Raw genomic sequence first — 19,358 nt, forward strand, 5'->3', positions numbered from 1 at the left:
TCCGTCAGGTTGATTTGGCGGCAGTGGCGCGTGATTGCTCGTTACCTGCTGATCTGGCAATCGCTCCAATGCATCGGTTTTGCGCTGGAGATCTGGACTGCGTTGTGGGCGCTTCACGTGGATGCGTCGTTCAGCACGGCAATTGCTATTGAAGTGCTTGTTCAACTTATCAGCAGCTTAGCCTTTTTCGTGCCTGCGAATCTTGGGGTTCAAGAGGGGAGTTTCGTCCTGATAGGCGGAATGTTCGGGCTTGATGCGCCGACGTGTCTGGCACTCGCTGGTGCAAGGCGTCTGCGAGATTTGCTGTTTTACGTTCCCGGCCTGATCTATTGGCAGTTCGAACAGCGCTCGCTTATACCTCGATGCGTTGACGCATCAGGGTCGCAACGATAGCCAATCAACTTACTCAAGACCGCGTTGCTTATAGGTGTTGTGGTCTGGCCAACAACGTTCGACGGAACGTTGGTTCCGAACCACCCACGACAGCGTGCAAGTCTGTTCAAACTCCGATAAGGAACTGGTAGAAAGTCAAATATATTCAACCACTTGCGGAGCGATGCGCCGCAGCGCCACCGGATTGGTACGCACTTTGCCTAGAGTCATATCAAGGAGTGGCGGCATCCTTGGAACCAACCTCCGAACATTCTTGATTGGCTAACTCACTCCTTGGAGAAGCGAAATGAACACGCTAGTTATCAAAGACCTCCCCGTAGTCGCTGAGATGGATCGTACCGAAATGACCGCAATCAGCGGCGGCCGACTGCCCCAGCAGATCGTGAACATCATCCAGGCTGTTAGCGACTATGCAAACGACTCTCCTACGCAGCACAGCTTTACGGGCAGCGGAGCGTCCGTGACATATTAAAGAAGCACGGAGAGTTCGAAGCTAAAGGCCGTGCCGGACAAGGAGCCTCTTGCATTCAAGTGGTTTCTTGTCCCTCGATCGATGACGTATGAGGCAGCCAGTGACCTCGCTCGCTGCATGTTCCAGGTTTCGGTCGTTCTTGGACTCTCACGGATCGAGGGCAAGGCGAATTAGTTAAGTAAGACTAAGCGTTCTTGATGTCGAACATCCCGACAAGACTTAACGGCGGCTTTCTCTCCGGGCTTCGCAAAGAACCATAGCAAAGTTCGCTCGGTGCAAAAGCAAAGCCCCGTCAAGACCGCTGACGGGGCCTGAATTGCACGAGGATCGGCGCGCGCCTAGCTATCGCGCGAAAGGTCCGCGCTGCCGTCGCTATAGAGCGGCGCAGTCTTACCACTCGCGATGCTGTTGCCGATCACCTGCAAATCGACGGACGGCGCTTTGCCGAGCAGCACGTAAGCAAGCCGGTTGGCGCGCCACGTGACCGTCTTCATCTCGCCGACCTGGCTCGATTTCACCGGCGCATCGCCTTCGTTCTCCTCGATCACGCATAGCGCGACGGGATCGCCGCGCTCGGGCAGATACACCATCTGGATCAGCGGGCGATCATGATAATTCAGGCGCTGTACGCGCTTGAACTTGAGGCCAACCTGACGCAGATCGGGCACATCGACTGGCATGCCGTCGCGCTGATGGATATCCGCGAGAACCTGTTCCGTGTTGGCCTTGTCCTCTCGCAGATTGGCCACCGTATCGCGTCCGTACAGCACCTGATAATCAGCCACGCTCTGTACCCACGGATCAGCGCCGGGCTTCATCGGATTGAAGCCGCCGAGATAACCGGTCAGCACTCCCGAGCAGATCGCCCCGGCGACGAAAGCGGCTGCTGCCCACTGCATCGCGAAGCGCCGGCCGCCACGCTGCGCCTTGCGCGCTTGCGGCGTGCTGACGCTGACGAGTTCCTCGATACGGCGTGTAAGGCTCTCGGGCACGGGCGGCACTGTCTGCCGGTCGTACGCGGCTCGGTACGGCAGCATCGATGCCTGCAGCGCGGCGGCGCGCGCGGCGAGTTCGTCGGAATGCGCGATGGCCGCTTCGATCTCCGCACGCTGCTCGGGCGACAGTTCGCCGTCCACATAGGACATCAGCAGCGAATCATCAACATTCATCATAAGGATTCCCCTTTCCTGACTGCCGCCGGCGACTGAACGCTGAATCTCTGACCGACCGTGAGCCGCGCGCGCGACAGCCGGCTCATCACCGTGCCGATCGGCACGTCGAGCACGTCGGCCGCCTCGCGATAACTGAGGCCTTCGATCGCCACCAGCACCATCACGACGCGTTGCGCTTCCGGCAAGGCCTCGACCGCATCAATTACCTGGCGATGCAGCAGATCCAGCTCCGGATTGCGTCCCGCCGGATCGGCAAATTGTTCTATTTCCTCGTCCTGCCAGTCCATGCTGCCACGGCTGCGAATCGATCGCGCGCGCAATTCGTTCATCCAGGTCGAATGCACGATCGAAAACAGCCAACTCAACGTCGATGTCCCCGGCTGCAATTGACTGCGCCGTTCCAGCGCCCGAACGCAGGCGCGCTGCACCAGATCCTCGGCGTCGTGCTGATTTTGCGTGAGCCGCAGCGCGAAGCGCCACAGACGCGGCAGCAGCGTCGGCAGGACGGTCGGCAGATCGTCGTCGTTCATCGGGGCAGCTCCTGTGATGGGCGCGCTCATGATTGACAACACTCCAGAAGCCGATCTATTCCGGAAATTTTTCGATTTTTTTTGCGGAATAAGCGGGTGGGGGCGGCTGTTTTCGGGTCACGGATCGCGCAACGGTGCGCGCTGAAACCACCGAATAGGAGACAGATCATGGAGACCCTCCTTGACCGGGCCCGGCAGGCAGGCATAACGGTCATGCTGGACGCGTGCATCGGACGCGAACGTTTTCATAGCATAGTCGGTTCCGCCGCGACTCTCGAACGTTTTGCGCAGCTTTGCGAAACGCCGGCGGTGGCAGCGGAAATCCGCCGGGCGCTCGGCGCATGAATTCGGGCTGAATGCGTAGCGTTTCGAAACGCGTCAAAGCACGAGTGACGATTAGGCATCCGTATCAATGTGGGCGATAAAAAAGCCCGCAAATCAGGTTTCGCGATCCAAACAGGACGCGAATTTTGCCCGTGCCGCAAGGTGCATTTTTTATCTGAATTATCTGGAGACTGACATGGCCGTAGATATGTTCATGAAGCTGGGCGACATCAAAGGTGAATCACTGGCCGTTGGCCACACCGAAGAAATCGAAGTGCTGAGCTGGTCGTGGGGCTGCTCGCAACAGGGCAGCACCCACACCGGCACAGGCGGCGGCACCGGCACCGCGTGGGTGCAGGACCTCACCATCACCCAATACCTCGATAAAAGCTCGCCCACCATCGTGCAGTCGTGTTGCCAGGGCGTGCACATGCCCGAAGCCGTGCTCACGCTGCGCAAGGCGGGCGGCCCCGGGCCTGTCGAGTATCTGAAGATCACGCTCAAGGAAGTGCTTATCAGCAGCCACTCGGTGGGCTCGGGCGGCGGCGATCAGGTCTCCGAAAGCATCACGCTGAACTTCTCGCAATTCAACATGGAGTATCAGCCGCAGGACAACACCGGCGCGAAGAAGGGCGGCGCGGTGACGGGCAAATGGAACATCCCGAAGAACAAGTCGGAATGAGCTGCCCGCTCGCGGATTAACCCACGTCTTCCGGGAACCCCACCATGAATCGTGCAGATATCGCAGCCTGGCTCACCGAACTCGCTCCGCATCCGTGTGGCGAGGACGAAGAGTACAGCGCCGATTTCCGGGCGCTGGAGCAGGCGATCGCAGGCAAGCCCGATGCCCAGTACGGAGGCACGGTGATCGCCGCAACGCCGCCTGACTGGACGCTCGCTCACTCGCTCTCGATGATCCTGCTCGAACGCACGCGCGATCTGCGCGTGGCGGTGCACTACACGCGTTCGAGCACGATTCGCGAGGGTTTTGCGGGGCTTTCGCGCGGCCTCGCGCTGATCGAAGGGCTGCTCGATCAGCACTGGGGCGGCGTGCATCCGCAACTCGACGACGCCGATAGCGACGATCCGACCGCGCGAGTCAACGCGCTGTCGGCACTAATCGACGGAGAAGGACTCGCGGGCGAACTGCGCGATGTGCCCTTCGTCGCGCCGCGCGGCCAGCGCGGTTTCGTGCTGCGCGATCTCGACGTGATGGCCGGCGATGCGCCGCTTCCCGAAGGCGACGAAATGCCGACTCTCGCAGCCATCGATGCGGCGTTCGCGCAAGCCGGCATCGACGAAGCGCGGGCGGTGAGTCAGGCGCTTCAGTCGGCGCGGGCGTCGCTCGCGAATATCGAGCGTGCGCTGACCGCGCGCGTGGGACCGGCGCGCGCACTCGATTTCGAGCCGCTCGCGCGTCCGCTCCAGCGCATCGGGGAATTCGTGGCGGCGCACACGGGGGAGCGGGGCAGCGCGCTGGAGACCAGCAGCAGTGAAGAGGGCGCGGGTTTCGCCCCGGCGATGCAGCACATCGCCGATGCGGAACCCGCCACGCCCCGCCGCATCGCAAGCGCGCGCGACGTGGGAGAAGCGCTCGACGCGATCTGCGCTTACTACGCCCAGTACGAGCCGTCGAGTCCGTTGCCGGTGCTGCTGCAGCGCGCGCGCAGGCTCGTCGGCAAGAGCTTTATCGAAATCATCGAGGATGTCGCGCCCGATGGCGCGCATCAGTTCAGGCATCTCGGCGGCGTTGTCTGAGCCGCTTCACGCAAACGTCAAGGAGTGGATATCGTGGCAAAGGAAAGCAGTCAGAAGTTTATCGCGCGCAATCGTGCGCCGCGCGTGCAGATCGAATACGACGTCGAAGCCTACGGCTCGGAAAAGAAGGTCAATCTTCCTTTCGTGATGGGCGTGCTCGCGGATCTCTCGGGTCAGCCCGCCGAGCCGCTCGCGCCCGCCGCCGATCGCAAGTTTCTGGAAGTCGATGTGGACAACTTCGACGAGCGTCTCAAGTCGATGAAGCCGCGCGTCGCGGTGCAGGTGCCCAACACGCTGACGGGCGAGGGCAACGTCGCGGTCGATCTGACCTTCGAGAGCATGGACGACTTCACGCCCGCAGCGATCGCGCGCAAGGTCGCGCCGCTGCGCCAACTGCTGGAAGCGCGCACGCAATTGGCGAACCTCCTGACTTACATGGATGGCAAGACCGGCGCGGAAGCGCTGATCGCGCGCCTCTTGGAGGAGCCCGCGCTGATGCAGGCGCTCGCCGCCCAGCCGCGCGCGAACGACGCCGCCGATCAACCCGCCACCGGAGCATGACGCGATGAACGATCTCAGCATCCAGCAAGACACCGACGCGGTGACGATGGAAGCCGCGCCCGCGCCCGTAATAGACGACTTTTCCGCGCTGCTGCAAAAGGAGTTCAAGCCGAAGTCCGATCACGCACGCGACGCCGTGGAGAACGCGGTGCGCACGCTCGCCGAGCAGGCGCTGCGCGAAACCGGCGTGATCTCCGGCGATGTCCTCGCGACCATCGAGGCGCTGATCGCGCAGATCGATCACGCGCTTACCGGGCAGATCAATCTGATCCTGCACAGCGAGCCGTTCCAGAAGGTCGAGAGCGCGTGGCGCGGCCTGCACTACCTCGTCAACAACACGGAAACCGACGAGTCGCTCAAGATCCGCGTGCTCAATATCTCGAAGACGGAACTGCACAAGACGCTGAAGAAGTATCGCGGCGTCGCGTGGGACCAGAGCCCGCTCTTCAAGAAACTTTACGAGGAAGAATACGGCCAGTTCGGCGGTGAGCCGTATGGCGCGTTGGTCGCGGACTACTATTTCGATCACAGCGGCCCCGACGTCGATCTGCTTACGCAGATTGCGAAGATCGCGGCGGCGGCGCATGCGCCGTTTATCGCTGGCGCGGACCCGGCGGCGCTCCTGATGGACTCATGGCAGGAACTCGCCAACCCGCGCGATCTGACCAAGATCTTCCAGACGCCCGAGCATGCCGCGTGGCGCTCGCTGCGTGATTCGGAGGACTCACGATATATCGGACTCGCGATGCCGCGCTTTCTCGCACGCGCACCCTACGGCGCGAAAACCGATCCCGTCGAGGCATTCGATTTCGAGGAAGACACGGTCGGCGCGAACAGCAGCAAGTACGCGTGGGCGAACGCATCGTATGCGATGGCGGCGAACATTACGCGCTCGTTCAAGATGTTCGGCTGGTGCTCGCGGATTCGCGGCGTGGAGTCGGGCGGCTCGGTCGAAGGCCTGCCGGTACACGCATTCCCCACGGACGATGGCGGCATCGACATGAAGTGCCCGACCGAGATCGCGATCAGCGACCGGCGCGAAGCGGAACTCGCGAAGAACGGTTTCATGCCGCTCGTGCACAAGAAGAACTCGGACTTCGCGGCATTTATCGGTGCGCAATCGCTGCATAAGCCTGCCGAATACGAAGATCCGGATGCCACCGCCAATGCGAATCTCGCCGCGCGCCTGCCGTATCTGTTCGCGTGCTGCCGCTTCGCGCACTACCTGAAGTGCATCGTGCGCGACAAGCTCGGCTCGTTCAAGGAACGCGACGACATGGAGCGCTGGCTGCAGAACTGGATTTTGCAGTACGTCGATGGCGATCCCACGCACTCTTCCGACGACACCAAGGCGCGCAAGCCGCTCGCCGATGCGCAGGTCGTCGTGGAGGAAGTGGCGGGCAATCCGGGCTACTACACGTCGAAGTTCTTCCTGCGCCCGCATTACCAGCTCGAAGGCCTGACGGTATCGCTGCGGCTCGTCTCGAAGCTGCCGACGGCGAAGGCCGCCTGAGCCTGGTCGATTCATTTCGCGTAACTGGAGCCGCCCCATGTCCGAACCATCCGCCCGGGACCGCCTGCAGCCGTCGCTGCTGGACCGCCTGACCGATCTCGAACCGCACGCGCGTCACGAAGCGCGCGAGCGTCGCGTGATCTCGTCGCGTGCGCTGCGCGACAGCGTGCAGCGCGATATCGGCTGGCTGCTGAATGCAAGCGGTCTCGCGGAGGACATGGATGGGGCGAACCTGCCGTATGTCGCGGCCTCGGTGCTCAATTACGGCTTGCCCGATCTCGCGGGCCGCGACGTCGCCGCGCTCTCGGCGGGCGCGCTTGAGCGCATGATCCGCGATGCGCTGTGGGCCTTCGAGCCGCGGCTCGCGCGTGAATCGGTGCGCGTGAGCGCGATCGACGGGAAGGGCGCGACGGGTACGAAAGGCTGCGGCCACGTCATCCGCTTCGAGATCGAAGCGGACATGTGGTCGCAGCCGTATCCCGAGCGCCTGTATCTGCGCACGGAACTGGATCTCGAAGCGGGCGAGGTGCGCGTGTCCGACGCATCGGCGGCGCGCGCGGCGCGTGCCGGGGAGCAGTCGGCATGAATCCCGCGTTCCTCAGGTACTACAGCCAGGAACTTCAGCACGTCCGCGAGATGGGCGGCGAGTTCGCCGCCGCGTTTCCGAAGATCGCGGGACGGCTCGCGCTGGATGGCGTCGAGTGCGCAGACCCCTATGTCGAGCGGCTGCTGGAAGGCTTCAGCTTTCTTGCCGCGCGCGTGCAGATGAAGCTCGACGCCGAGTTCCCGCGCTTCACGCAGCATCTGCTGGAACTCGCATATCCGCACTATCTCGCGCCGACGCCTTCGATGACCGTCGTGCAGCTTCAGGCCGATCACGCGAATCCGCAGCTTGCCGCGAGCGTCGACGGCATCGTGGTGCCGCGTCATACGGCGCTGCGCGGCATGCTCGACAAGTCCGCATCCACACGCTGCGAATTCCGCACGGCACACGCGCTGACGCTGTGGCCTGTCGAGATCGCGCAGGCGAAGTTCTTCACGCACGCGGGCACGGCGTCGCCGATGCTGCCTGCGGGCGTCAAGGCGGGACTGCGGCTGCGCTTGCGCGCGACGGGCGCGCTCGGCTTCGAGCGCCTCACGCTGGATCGCTTGCCGCTCTATCTGCGCGGCCCGGACGGCCTGCCCGCGCGCCTGCACGAGCGGCTGCTCGCGCATTGCGTGGGCGTCGCGGTGATGCAGCCGGGCCACGGCGGCAGCGCGGCCACCACGCTCGCCGTGCTGCCAAAGACCGCGTTGCGGCCGCTCGGCTTCGCGGAGGACGAGGCGCTCTTGCCGGTCGGCCGGCAATCGTTCGATGGCTATCGGCTGCTGCAGGAATACTTCGCCTTCGCGCCGCGCTTTATGTTCGTCGAACTGAACGGTTTGCAGGGCGCGCTGCGGCAGTGCCGCGGCAAGGAAGCGGAGATCGTGATCCTGCTCGATCAGGCGGACGCGTCGCTGGAACGCGGCGTCGATGCCTCGAACTTCGCGCTCGACTGCACGCCCGCCATCAACCTGTTCCGACGCCGCACCGACCGCGTCGCGCTGTCGGGGACAGCGTTCGAATATCACGTCGTCGTGGACCGCACGCGGCCGATGGACTACGAGATCCATCAGATCGACGAAGTCAGCGGCTACGGCGCGGGCGCGACCGCCGAGAAGCAGTATCGGCCGTTTCACTGCGCGAGGGATCTCGACATGCCGGGCGCGGGCGGCGCGTTCTACCAGTTGCGCCGCGAGGCCCGGCGCGCGTCGGCGCGGCAGCAGCAGAACGGCGCGCGCAGCAGCTATCTCGGCAGCGAGGCGTTCATCGCACTGGTCGATACGAACGCGCACGAGGACGCCGAAGTGCGTCAGCTCGGCATCAGCGCGTGGTGCACGAACCGCGATCTGCCACTCTCGATGCCCATCGGCGCGGGATCGACCGACTTCACGCTGGAGACGGAAGCGCCTGTCACGGCCGTGCGCTGTATCGTCGGTCCGAGCCGGCCGTTGCCATCGTTCGCGCATGGGCCGGCGGCCTGGCGGCTGCTCGATCATCTTTCGCTTAACTACGCGTCGCTCGTCGATGCAAACGCGCAGCAGGGCGCGCGCGTGTTGCGCGAACTACTGACGCTGTACTGCCCCGCCGATGACGCCGCCGCGCATCGGCAAGTCGAAGGCTTGAGCGCGGTGTCGTGCGAGCCGGTCGTGCGGCGCTTGCCGTCGCCGGGGCCGATCGTCTACGGGCGCGGCCTCGCGATCACGCTTTCTTTCGATGACGCCGCGTTCGAAGGCGCGAGCGCGTTCCTCCTCGGCGCGGTGCTCGCGCAATTCTTCGCGCAGTACGTGTCGATCAATTCGTTCACCGAGACCCACGTCGCGACGCTCGCGCGCGGGCCGCTCATGCAATGGCCCGCGAGGACAGGACGATGCGCGACCCTCTGACCCTCGACGGCGTGCTCGCGCGCGACGCCCGCCGCTTCGACTTCTTTCAGGCGCTGCGGCTTATCGAACAGGCGCATGCGCAGCGTCCGCGTCTGGGCCGCTCGCTTACCGCGCGCGACGACGCCGTGCGGCTTTCGCAAGACCCGGAGTTGATTTTTCATCCGACGACGCTCGGCGACTTCGTGCCCGGCGAGGAAGGCCAGCCGGGCCGTCTCGCGGTGAATTTTCTTGGCCTGCTCGGACCGAACGGCCCGCTGCCGACGCATCTCACCGCCTACGCCCGCGAACGCGCCCGCAACGCGAATGATCCGACGCTCGCGCGCTTTCTCGACGTGTTCCATCACCGGATGCTGTCGCTGTTCTATCGCGCATGGGCCGATGCGCAGCCGGTCGTGAGCGCGGATCGGCCGCGCGACGATCGCTTTGCGGATTACGTCGGCAGCCTGTTCGGTCACGGCGCGCCCGCGCTCGCCAATCGCGACGCAGTGCCCGATTCCGCGCGGCGTCACTTCGCCGGCGTGCTCGCCGCGCCGACGCGCCACGCCGACGGACTGCGGCTGATCCTCGCGCGCTTCTTTGGCGTGAACGTATCGGTCGAGCCGTGGCGCGGTCACTGGATTGCGTTGCCGGAAGGTGAACGCTCGCGGCTTGGCAGCGCTCGGCTCGGTGTATCGACGGTTGTCGGCACGCGCGTGTGGGACTGCCAGCACAAGTTCCGCATTGTCATCGGGCCGCTCGGCTATACGGATTTCGCGCGCTTTCTGCCGGGCGGCGCGAGCCTCGCGAAGCTCGCCGACTGGGTCCGCGACTACGTGCGCGATCCGCTCGACTGGGATGTCGCGCTGCATCTGAAGCGCGAAGAAGTACCCGCACTGCGTCTGCAAAGCAAGACGATGAACGGTTCGCGCCTCGGCTGGAACACCTGGCTTACGAGCGGCGCGCCGGTCCATGACAACCATCGGGTCGTGATTGCCGCGCAGTCGGCCGCGAGCCACACACCAGCCTCGGACAAGGAGACGTCTCATGAGTGAAATCAGCCGCATGGCGCTGTTCGGCAAGCTTGATCCGCTTGCTTACCGAGCGATCGAAAACGGCGCGGCGTTCTGCAAGCTGCGCGGCAATCCGTATGTCGAACTGGCGCACTGGGTGCATCAGATCCTGCTCGCGGCGGATTCCGATCTGCGCCGTCTCGTGCGTCATTTCGAACTCGACGAAACCGCGCTCGAACGCGATCTGACCGCCGCGCTCGATCGGCTGCCGCGCGGCGCGAGCGCCGTGTCCGATATCTCCGCGCAAGTCGATGAAGCTGTCGAGCGCGGCTGGGTCTTCGGCTCTTTGATGTTCAACGCGGCGAAGGTGCGCACCGGCCATCTCGTGATCGGCATGCTGCGTACGCCGAATCTGCGCAACGCGTTGTACGCGCTCTCGCGTCAGTTCGAGAAGATCAGCTTCGATGCGCTGTCTGCGCGCTTCGATGCGCTCGTTGACGGATCGCCGGAATCGCAGATCGCAACGGCCGCCGAGCCCGTCGCGCCGCTTGCGCAACAGGACGCGCTCGCCCGCTATACCGTCGATCTCACCGCCGAAGCGCGCGAAGGCAAGCTCGATCCCATCGTCGGGCGCGACATGGAGATTCGCCAGGTTATCGACATTCTGATGCGCCGCCGCCAGAACAATCCGATCCTCACGGGCGAGGCGGGCGTCGGCAAAACGGCGGTGGTGGAAGGCTTCGCGCAGCGCGTCGTCGCGGGGGACGTACCTTCCGCATTGCGCGGCGCGGTGGTGCGTACGCTCGATGTCGGCTTGTTGCAGGCGGGCGCGAGCGTGAAGGGTGAATTCGAAAACCGGCTCAAGCAGGTGATCGATGAAGTGCAGGCGTCGGACAAGCCGGTGATCCTGTTCATCGACGAGGCCCATACGCTCGTCGGCGCGGGCGGCGCGGCCGGCACGGGCGACGCCGCCAACCTGCTCAAGCCGGCGCTCGCGCGCGGCACGCTGCGCACCATCGCGGCGACGACGTGGGTGGAATACAAGAAGCACATCGAGAAGGATCCGGCGCTCACACGGCGCTTTCAGGTCGTGAAGGTGCCGGAGCCGTCCGAGCAAAGCGCGATCGCGATGATGCGCGGCCTCGTGCGCAAGATGGAGCAGCATCACGGCGTGCAGGTGCTCGACGAGGCGCTGGAGGCGGCGGTGAAGCTGTCGCATCGCTTCATTCCGGCGCGCCAGTTGCCCGACAAGGCCGTGAGCCTGCTCGACACCGCATGCGCGCGCGTGGCGGTGAGCCAGCAGGCGCTGCCGCCCGCCATCGACGATGCGAAGCGGCGCATCGGGACATGGGAAACGGAAAGCGAAATCGTGGCGCGTGAAGCGGCGCTTGGTATCGATACGCAAGCGCGTGCCGCCGATGTCGCCGCGCGGCTCGACACTGAACGCGCACGCCTCGCCGATCTGACCGCGCGCTGGGAAGCGGAGCGCGCGCTCGTGGCGCGTATTCTCGCGGCGCGGCAGGCGATCGAGAAAGGCATCGAGAAAAACATCGAGAAGCGCGATGAAATCACGACGCTCGCCGACCTGAAAGCGCTCACCGATGAACTCGAAAAACGCCAGGGCGAAGCGCCGCTGATCCTGCCGGGCGTCGATGCGCATGCGGTGGCGTCAGTGGTGCAGGACTGGACCGGCATTCCCGTCGGCCGCATGGTGCGCGACGAAGCCGCGAGCGTGCTCGATCTCGCATCCACACTGAGCCGGCGCATCGTCGGACAGGATCACGCGATGCAGATGATCGCGCGCCGCGTGCAGACCGCGCGCGCCGGACTCGACGATCCGTGCAAGCCGGTCGGCGTGTTCATGCTCGCGGGCACCTCGGGCGTCGGCAAGACCGAAACCGCGCTCGCGCTCGCCGAGGCGCTCTATGGCGGCGAAGACAACGTCGTCACCGTGAACATGAGCGAGTATCAGGAAGCGCATACGGTGTCGCTCTTGAAGGGCGCGCCGCCGGGATACGTCGGCTACGGCGAGGGCGGGGTGCTCACCGAGGCGGTGCGTCGTCGCCCCTACAGCGTCGTGCTGCTCGACGAATTCGAGAAGGCGCATCCGGACGTCCACAAGCTCTTTTTTCAGGTCTTCGACAAGGGCCGCATGGAAGACGGCGAAGGCCGCGAGATCGACTTTTCCAACACGCTGATTTTGCTGACGACCAATGTCGGCACCGAGATCATCACGCGTCTTTGCAGCGGCGGCGCTGGCGATGAAACGCCGTCGCCGGACGCGATCGCGCGGGCCTTGCGCGAGCCGCTGCTCGATGCGTTTCCGCCCGCGCTGCTCGGGCGCGTCGCGGTGATCCCGTATTACCCGCTCAGCGACGCCATGCTCGATGCCGTGATCCGCCTGCAACTCGCGCGCATCGGACGGCGCATTGGCGAGCGGCATCGCGTGAGCTTCACTTATGACGACGCGGTGATCGGCCAGATCGCGCGGCGCTGCACGGAACTCGCCAGCGGCGGCCGAATGATCGATGCGATCCTGACCAACACCGTTCTGCCGCGCGTGAGCGCGGAATTCCTGAACCGTCTCGTCGATGGGCGCGGTATCGGCAAAGTCGAAGTCGGCGTGCTCGACGGCGACTTCACCTACGCCTTCGATTGAGGAGCACGCCATGCCACAACAAGTCAGCATGGGCGCGACCTTGCAGTGCTCGTTCGGCATGACGCCGTCGATGCTCGTCGTGCTGCCCGTCAACCGCGTGCGCTGCGAAGGACCGATCGCCGCGAACATCATGGATCACGAGCCGCTCGTGAATATCCTGCCGTTCGGCATGTGCACGTCGCAGGCGAATCCGGAAGTCGCGGCGGCCACCGCTGCCGCGCTCGGCACGCCGACGCCGATGCCCTGCATCCCCGCCACGCTGTCGCCGTGGACGCCCGGCGCGGTCACGGTGCTGCTCGGCAACCAGCCGTCGCTCGACAACGTGTCGAAGTGTTTGTGCAACTGGGGCGGCGTGGTGTCGATCGTCGATTCGGCGACGCTCAAGACGCAAATTCCCTGAAGACGAGGCCGCGATGATGCTCACCGATACCGATCGCTTCGCGCAGGTGACCTGCGCATCGGCTAAGAACGCGCTCGTGCTCTGGCGCATGCGCGGACGCGAGGAACTGGGGCGGCTCGCGCAATGGGATCTCGAACTGCTCGCGGATCAGTCGAACGTGGATATCGCGAAGATGCTCGGCAGCGACTTTTCGCTGTCGCTCGCGATTCCCGGCGGCGGCACGCGCGAATACAACGGCATCGTCACTGCGTTCGGGCTGGCGCGGCCCGCGAGCACGCAGCCCAACCGCCCGGCGCTGTATCGCGCGACGGTGCGCCCGCGTTTGTGGCTGCTCACGCGCGCGTCGCACTATCGCTTCTTTCATGAGATGACCGTGCCTGAGATCATCGGGAAGGTGCTCGACGACTATCACATCGATTTCGAAAACCGCTGCACGTCGAAGTATCAGAGCGTCGAGCACTGCGCGCAGTATCGCGAGACCGATTTCGATTTCGTGAGCCGGCTCGCCGAGCGCGAAGGCATCTACTACTACTTCGAGCACAAGGGCGGCAAGCATCGGATGATCCTCACGGATTCGTCGCAGATGCATGGTTCGACGCCGCATTGCAATGCGCTGCCGTTTCGTGCGCAGACCGCCGCGCCGCACGAGAACCAGTGGGTCTATGCGTGGGCGGCGGGCGGCGAAGTGACGACGGGCGTCGTCGAGATCAACGACTACGACTTCGAAAAGCCTCTGCAATCGCAGCAAAAAGGGCTGGTCGCGCGCGCGCGTCGCAACGAGCCCTTCGATGCGGCGGTCTACACGATGCAGGAGCACGCACCGGGCTATACGCGCCTCGACGACGCCGAGAATCTGGCGCGCGCGCATGTCGAGGCGCATCAGGCGGCCAACGTCTTCGTCCACGCCCGCACAACTGTGCGCGCCATCTGGCCGGGCGGGCGCGTGAGCCTCGTGGATCATCCGGTGGACAAGCAGAATCGCGAGTATCTGGTGGTGGCGGCGGAATATGAAATCAATTCGGATGACTACATTTCCACGTTCGATGCGTCCGATCGTCCGCCCGTGTTCGACTGCGCCTTCCGCGCGCTGCCGGACGACACCGGGTTTCGCGCCGCGCGCAGCACGCCGCGAGCGCGCGTCGCGGGTCCACAGACAGCGGTGGTCATCGGTCCGAAAGGCGAAGAGATTCATACCGATCAGTACGGTCGCATCAAAGTGCAGTTTCATTGGGAGCAGCTTGCCGAGACGAAGCAGGACGAACTGTTGCAGCGCTGCTGGGTGCGCGTCGCGCAGCCTTGGGCCGGCGCGAAGTATGGGGCGTTCTTTCTTCCGCGCATCGGACAGGAAGTGCTGGTGCATTTCATCGAAGGCGATCCGGACAAGCCGCTCGTGATCGGCAGCGTGCACAACGGCAGTCAGGCCACGCCTTACGAACTGCCCGCGAAGATGGCGCGCACCACGATCAGGAGCAATTCGACCAAAGGCGGCAGCGGCTTCAACGAAATGCGCTTTGACGACACCAAGGGCGCCGAGCAGATGTTCTTCCATGCCGAGCGCGATCTGGAAAGTTGGATCAAGCACGATTCGCTCACGCGCATTGGCCGCGAGCGGCATGTGATCGTCGAGCAGAACGATTTTGCGCGCTGCGGCGGCGATCGCAGCGACAAGGTGGAGGGGGCACAGAAAACACGCATCGGCGGGAAATATTCCATCGATGTCGGCAGTGATACGCAACACAAAAGCGGGGCGAATATTTTGGTGGGGGCGGGTGTTAACGTCGATGTGAAGGGCGGGGCGAACGTGACCATCGAGGCCGGCGCGACGCTCACGCTCAAGGCGGGCGGCAACACGATCGTGCTGGGACCGTCCGGCATTTCGATCAGTGCGGCCGGCCCGGTTTCGATCGACGGCGCGGTCGTGCAGATCAACTGCGGCGGTGGCGGCGGCGGGGCGGGCGCGGCGAGTGCATCGCCCGAAGCGCCGACCGATCCGCGCAAGGCCGACGACGGCACCAACTGAACGCATGGCAAGGAGACAGCAGCATGCATCTGATGCTTGCGGTGGAGACCTATCAGGGCAGCGCGCCCGATGCGCCGCTCGTCTGCCGTTTCGGCGCGGCGGGCGGCACCATCGGGCGTGGCCCCGACAACGCGATGGTGCTGCCGGATGCGGCGAAGACCGTGTCGCGCGTGCATGCGCGTATCGACTGGAGCGAGGAGGGCTGGCGATTCGCCGATCTCGGCAGCAATCCGAGCCGCGTCAATGGCCGGCCGCTTTCGGGCGGTCAGCCCGCGCGGCTCGCGCAAGGCGACGTGCTGGAGATCGGCGGTTACCGGCTCGGCGTGCGCGCGATAGAGCGCGTCCCCGCCGCCGCGTTCGATGCGCCGCTCGGCGTGCATGACCGACGCGGCTTCGATCCGCTCGATCCGCTCGATCCGGCAAGCGTGGGCGATGGCGTCGTCACCGAGGCGCTCGTCCACGATCCGCTGGCTCGAGCGGCGGTGCTGGCGGATGCGCCGCTGCCGGGCGCGCGCTTCGATCCGTTCGCTGATCCGTACGACGCCGCTGCGCGGCTCGACGGACATGCGGCGTTTGCGGGATCGGAGAGCGATCATGTGCCGCCCGAGCAGTTTGCTTACATGGCTCCTGTATCGCAGGCGCACGGGCTCGAAGGCGGCATTCCTCACGACTACGATCCGCTCGGCGATATCGCCGTTGCTGTCGATCATGTGGAACGCGCTGCACCGGAACGCACCAAAAGTCTGCCGATGCGCGCCGCCGCCAACGACGCCGTCGCCGAATCGGCGTTCGCGGCGCTGCTCGACGGCATGGGCGTCGATGCGGGCGCGGTCGGCGCTCGCGACCCCGCCGAAATCGCGCGTCTTGCAGGCGCGATGCTGCGCACGGCGGTGCGCGGCGTGGTGGACGTGCTGCTGTCGCGCTCGGTGCTGAAGCGCGAAATCAGCCTCGACACGACGATGCTGGTCCAGCGCGACAACAACCCGCTCAAGTTTTTCCCCGACGGCGACGGCGCGCTCGCACAGATGCTGCGCGGCGGGAGCGCAGGCTACCTGCCCGCGCAGACCGCGCTCGAAGGCGCATTCGACGATATCCGCCGTCACGAACTCGCGGTTCTCGCCGGCACCCGCGCCGCGATGCAGCAGCTTCTCGCTCGTTTCGATCCGCAGACCATTGCGCGCGATGAAACCCGGCGCGGCTGGCTCGACTGGCTGCCCGCATGCCGCAAGGCGCGCCAGTGGGACCGGCTCGTCGCGCTGCACGGGCAACTGCAACGCGCGAGCGCGGACGATCTTCAGGCGCTCAGCGGCAGCGCCTTCAACGACGCATACGAGCGGCAGGCGAACGGTTTCGCCGATGCGAAGCCGCTGGCCCCATCAATCTCACATTGAATCGAAACGCGAGGCGACGATGTCCCGGAACAACAAGGTGATCTGGTCGGAAGGCATGCTGCTTCAGCCGCAGCATCTGCAACAGCATGACCGCTACATGCGCGCGCAGCTCGACGCGCGCTGCGCTGTGCTGCGTCCCTACGCGTTCGGCTTCTCGGAACTGGCGATCGATGCCGAGCAACTGAAGCTCGGCCGCATCGCGCTGACCGCGTGCGCGGGCGTGCTGCCCGATGGCAGTCCGTTTCGCCTGCCCGCCGACGATGACCTGCCGCTGCCGCTCGCGATTCCCGAAGATGCGCGCGATCTGACGGTGGTGCTCGCGTTGCCCGTCGCGCGTCATGGCGCGCCGGAGGCCGCCTATGCGACCCAGGCTGTCGATGGCTTCGCGCGTCATCGCATTGCGGAAACCGAGGTAATCGACAGCAACGAGGGCGCGACGGGTGCGGCGCTCGTGCAAGTAGGCAAGCTGCAATTGCGCCTCGCGTTCGAGGCGGACGTGGCGAATGTGCATACGTCGCTCGGCATCGCGCGCATCGTCGAGCGCCGCGCAGACAACAGCATCGTGCTCGATACGGCCTATGCGCCGCCGTGCCTCGACTATCGCGTGTCGCGGCGGCTCAGCGCATTCGTCGATGAACTCACGGGCCTCATGCATCAGCGCGCCGATGCGCTCGCCGCGCGTCTCGCGCAGCCCGCCGCGACCGGTGCGGCCGAGATCGCCGACTTTCTGCTGCTGCAGGTACTCAACCGCGCCGAGCCGCTGTTCGCTGGCATCGCGTCTACCACCGGCCTGCATCCGCATGACCTGCATCAGCATGCGCTGCAACTGGCGGGCGAACTCGCCACCTTCAGTCAGACCGGCAAGCGGCCGGTTGCTTTTCCGGTGTATCGACACGATCGGCTCGATGAAACGTTCACGCCGCTCATCTTCGCGTTGCGCGCCGCGCTCGCCGCCGTGATGGATCCGCATGCCGTGCCGATCGCGCTGGAGGAGCGCAAGTACGGCCTGCGCGTGGCGATCGTGCCGGATCGCGAGCTGTTCCGCTCGGCGAGCTTCGTGCTCGCGGTGAAGGCCGATCTCGCGCCCGCTGCACTGCTCAGCGGCTTTCCGCAGCAGGCCAAGCTCGGGCCGGTCGAACGCATCCGCGATCTCGTCAATCTGCAACTGCCCGGTATTGCGTTGCGCGCGCTGCCGGTCGCGCCGCGTCAGTTGCCGTTTCATGCCGGCTTCACCTATTTCGAGCTGGAGCGCGGCGGCGAACTGTGGCGGCAATTCGCGACATCGGCGGGCGTGGCGCTGCATGTTGCGGGGGAGTTTCCGGGTATCGAGTTCGAGTTCTGGGCGATTCGCCCGTGAAGGATTTCATCGTGAACGCATCGACCTTTCCGCCAGCCGGCTTCGATCCGGACGACACCATCCTGATTCCGCAGCCGGGCGGACGCGTGCCCGCGCAGGCGCGCGAGGAAGACGCGCCGCACGCGTCGGTGCTGCCTGTGCTCCCTGTGCTACCGGTTGCGAGCGGCCTCAACCCGCTCGTGCGCGCGGCCAATCCGCTGCTCGAACTGGCGCTGCCGTTGCGGCGTCGCGCCGCGATGAGCGATATCGAAGGCTTGCGCGCGGAACTCATTCGCATGATGCGCGCCTTCGAGCACGAGGCACGCGCGACCGGCGCCGACACCGAGACGCTCGCGGCGGCGCGCTATTGCCTGTGCACCTGCATCGACGAGGCGATTTCCGGCACGCCGTGGGGCAGCGGCGTGTGGGCGAGCCGCAGCTTGCTCGTGACCTTTCATAACGAGGCATCGGGCGGCGAGCGCTTCTTTCTGATCCTCCAGCGGCTCGCGCAGGATCCAGCGCGTAACGTCGATGTGCTGGAACTGCTCTACGTGATCCTTTCGCTCGGATTCGAGGGGCGCTATCGGCTGATCGACGGCGGACGCAGCCAGCTCGAATCCGTGCGCGAGCGGCTTGCGCGCATCATCGGCGATCGGCGCGGCGCATTCGAAAGCGAGCTGTCGGTGCATTGGCGGCCTGCCGAGCGCGCGCGCCGGGCGCTGGCTCAGCGCATGCCGCCGTGGGTCTGCGCCGCGCTCGCCGGTGTGGTGCTCGTGACGACGCATATCGCGCTCGCGATGAGCCTGAACCGCACCTCCGATCCCGTGTTCGACGCGCTCAACCGCATTCGCGTAAGCGCGCGGCCCGCTGCGCAGGCGAGCGTGATCGCGCAAGCCGTGATGCCCGCCCGCACCGCGACGCTCGCGACCTTTCTCGCGCCCGAGATTCATCAGGGGCTGGTTTCGGTGCGTCAGCAAGCGGACCGCTCCGTCGTCACGATCAACGGCGACAACCTGTTCGCCTCCGCCAGCGCGTCGCTCGATCCGGCTTACGACGCGCTCATCGGACGGATCGCCGATGCGTTGAAGAGCGTGCCCGGCAAGGTCGTCGTCACCGGCCACACCGATGATCAGCGGCTCGTGTCGGCGCGCTTTCCGTCGAACTGGCATCTTTTGCAGGCGCGGGCCGACAGCGTGAGCGCGATGCTCGCGTCGCTTACCGGCACGCCCGCGCGCTTTTCGGCCGAAGGACGCGGCGACGCGGAGCCGCTCGCATCGAACGACACGCCCGCTGGCCGCGCGAAGAATCGTCGCGTGGAGATCACATTGCTCGCGCCGGGCGCGTCTTCCTGACGATCGGCTGCTGATACACGGA

17 protein-coding genes are annotated in these 19,358 nt (G+C 65.2%); 15 read left to right on the forward strand and 2 right to left on the reverse strand.

What is annotated here, in order from left to right; genetic code table 11:
* A partial coding sequence (locus P7F28_RS07385; protein ID WP_368860327.1) for a lysylphosphatidylglycerol synthase domain-containing protein occupies nucleotides 1-393 on the forward strand: 393 nt, incomplete at its 5' end.
* Nucleotides 394-1,203: 810 nt separating this feature from the next.
* On the opposite strand, the gene P7F28_RS07390 is transcribed toward P7F28_RS07385, so the two are convergent.
* Nucleotides 1,204-2,037 carry an anti-sigma factor gene (locus P7F28_RS07390; RefSeq protein WP_277183868.1) on the reverse strand — a complete coding sequence of 278 codons (834 nt, stop codon included), beginning with the start codon at nucleotides 2,035-2,037 and terminating at the stop codon, nucleotides 1,204-1,206.
* The gene (locus P7F28_RS07395; RefSeq protein WP_277183869.1) at nucleotides 2,034-2,567 is read right to left on the reverse strand and encodes an RNA polymerase sigma factor; all 534 of its coding nucleotides are present in this window, start codon (nucleotides 2,565-2,567) and stop codon (nucleotides 2,034-2,036) included. The genes P7F28_RS07390 and P7F28_RS07395 overlap by 4 nt, the downstream gene beginning before the upstream one ends.
* A gap of 168 nt (nucleotides 2,568-2,735) precedes the next feature.
* Between P7F28_RS07395 and P7F28_RS07400 the strand changes: the two genes are divergently transcribed.
* From P7F28_RS07400 to tssL, 14 genes are all read left to right on the forward strand, one after another.
* Nucleotides 2,736-2,912 (forward strand): hypothetical protein, encoded by a 177-nt coding sequence (locus tag P7F28_RS07400; protein ID WP_277183870.1) that lies wholly within the window; start codon nucleotides 2,736-2,738, stop codon nucleotides 2,910-2,912.
* Nucleotides 2,913-3,087: 175 nt separating this feature from the next.
* Nucleotides 3,088-3,573: a type VI secretion system tube protein Hcp gene (locus P7F28_RS07405; protein ID WP_277183872.1), complete on the forward strand. Its 486-nt coding sequence runs from the start codon at nucleotides 3,088-3,090 to the stop codon at nucleotides 3,571-3,573.
* Between the two features lie 44 nt (nucleotides 3,574-3,617).
* Nucleotides 3,618-4,649 carry a type VI secretion system protein TssA gene (gene tssA, locus P7F28_RS07410; protein ID WP_277183873.1) on the forward strand — a complete coding sequence of 344 codons (1,032 nt, stop codon included), beginning with the start codon at nucleotides 3,618-3,620 and terminating at the stop codon, nucleotides 4,647-4,649.
* A gap of 33 nt (nucleotides 4,650-4,682) precedes the next feature.
* Nucleotides 4,683-5,210, forward strand: a complete 528-nt coding sequence (gene tssB / locus P7F28_RS07415) for a type VI secretion system contractile sheath small subunit (RefSeq protein WP_277183874.1) — start codon at nucleotides 4,683-4,685, stop codon at nucleotides 5,208-5,210.
* 46 nt (nucleotides 5,211-5,256) lie between these two features.
* The gene (gene tssC, locus P7F28_RS07420; RefSeq protein ID WP_277183900.1) at nucleotides 5,257-6,723 is read left to right on the forward strand and encodes a type VI secretion system contractile sheath large subunit; all 1,467 of its coding nucleotides are present in this window, start codon (nucleotides 5,257-5,259) and stop codon (nucleotides 6,721-6,723) included.
* A 37-nt stretch (nucleotides 6,724-6,760) separates the two neighbouring features.
* The gene (gene tssE / locus P7F28_RS07425; protein ID WP_277183876.1) at nucleotides 6,761-7,309 is read left to right on the forward strand and encodes a type VI secretion system baseplate subunit TssE; all 549 of its coding nucleotides are present in this window, start codon (nucleotides 6,761-6,763) and stop codon (nucleotides 7,307-7,309) included.
* A complete protein-coding gene (tssF, locus tag P7F28_RS07430; protein ID WP_277183877.1) occupies nucleotides 7,306-9,189 on the forward strand; it encodes a type VI secretion system baseplate subunit TssF in 1,884 nt (627 codons plus the stop codon). The genes tssE and tssF overlap by 4 nt, the downstream gene beginning before the upstream one ends.
* The gene (gene tssG / locus P7F28_RS07435; protein WP_277183878.1) at nucleotides 9,174-10,220 is read left to right on the forward strand and encodes a type VI secretion system baseplate subunit TssG; all 1,047 of its coding nucleotides are present in this window, start codon (nucleotides 9,174-9,176) and stop codon (nucleotides 10,218-10,220) included. Before tssF ends, tssG begins: the two co-directional genes overlap by 16 nt.
* Nucleotides 10,213-12,837 carry a type VI secretion system ATPase TssH gene (gene tssH, locus P7F28_RS07440; protein WP_277183879.1) on the forward strand — a complete coding sequence of 875 codons (2,625 nt, stop codon included), beginning with the start codon at nucleotides 10,213-10,215 and terminating at the stop codon, nucleotides 12,835-12,837. The genes tssG and tssH overlap by 8 nt, the downstream gene beginning before the upstream one ends.
* A gap of 10 nt (nucleotides 12,838-12,847) precedes the next feature.
* Nucleotides 12,848-13,237, forward strand: a complete 390-nt coding sequence (locus tag P7F28_RS07445) for a DUF4280 domain-containing protein (RefSeq protein WP_277183880.1) — start codon at nucleotides 12,848-12,850, stop codon at nucleotides 13,235-13,237.
* Between the two features lie 13 nt (nucleotides 13,238-13,250).
* Nucleotides 13,251-15,257, forward strand: a complete 2,007-nt coding sequence (locus P7F28_RS07450) for a type VI secretion system Vgr family protein (RefSeq protein ID WP_277183881.1) — start codon at nucleotides 13,251-13,253, stop codon at nucleotides 15,255-15,257.
* Nucleotides 15,258-15,280: 23 nt separating this feature from the next.
* Entirely contained in the window at nucleotides 15,281-16,648 is a 1,368-nt protein-coding gene (gene tagH, locus P7F28_RS07455) for a type VI secretion system-associated FHA domain protein TagH (RefSeq protein ID WP_277183883.1), read from the forward strand.
* Nucleotides 16,649-16,667: 19 nt separating this feature from the next.
* Nucleotides 16,668-18,005 carry a type VI secretion system baseplate subunit TssK gene (gene tssK / locus P7F28_RS07460; RefSeq protein WP_277183884.1) on the forward strand — a complete coding sequence of 446 codons (1,338 nt, stop codon included), beginning with the start codon at nucleotides 16,668-16,670 and terminating at the stop codon, nucleotides 18,003-18,005.
* 11 nt (nucleotides 18,006-18,016) lie between these two features.
* Nucleotides 18,017-19,336, forward strand: coding sequence for a type VI secretion system protein TssL, long form (gene tssL, locus P7F28_RS07465; protein ID WP_277183885.1), 1,320 nt, complete (start codon nucleotides 18,017-18,019; stop codon nucleotides 19,334-19,336).
* Nucleotides 19,337-19,358: the final 22 nt, after the last annotated feature.

Source organism: Caballeronia sp. BR00000012568055 (genome assembly GCF_029439455.1).
Taxonomy (GTDB): Bacteria; Pseudomonadota; Gammaproteobacteria; order Burkholderiales; family Burkholderiaceae; genus Caballeronia.